This window comes from Erythrobacter sp. SN021, from assembly GCF_021864455.1.
Genome location: NZ_JAKKUW010000177.1, coordinates 1 through 329, shown reverse-complemented (window position 1 = coordinate 329; position 329 = coordinate 1). Strand labels below are relative to the sequence as shown.

The 329-nt window shown below is 45.0% G+C and carries 1 protein-coding gene; it reads right to left on the bottom strand.

Features of this window, described 5'->3' with window-relative positions; genetic code table 11:
* Positions 1-70: 70 nt before the first annotated feature.
* On the bottom strand, positions 71-329 hold a 259-nt coding region (locus L5849_RS15460), incomplete at its 5' end, for a hypothetical protein (RefSeq protein WP_236926262.1).

Here is a 329-nt window from a genome sequence, read left to right as displayed (position 1 = left end):
CTACAGGTGAAATACATGCGGAAGCAAATGTGTAATGGTGATGCTTGCTGACCAATCATGACACCCCATTTCAGGGTTTAACCACTTCTAAAATCCACTTGTCTTCACGTTTGTCCAAACAGTACACGTCTGTTGCCGGTCCATCATAGTAGCACAGACCACTGCGAGTGAAGTACTTATTCATGAAGGTGACTACGTCACCATGACGAAGAGGCAATGACTTATTGATTGCCCAGCGCTGTTTCGGATTATCACTACCCTGATCAAAGTAGATTCCTCCTTGATCAGAGGAATAGGCATACTCATAGCCCGAATACATGGTGTTCAGC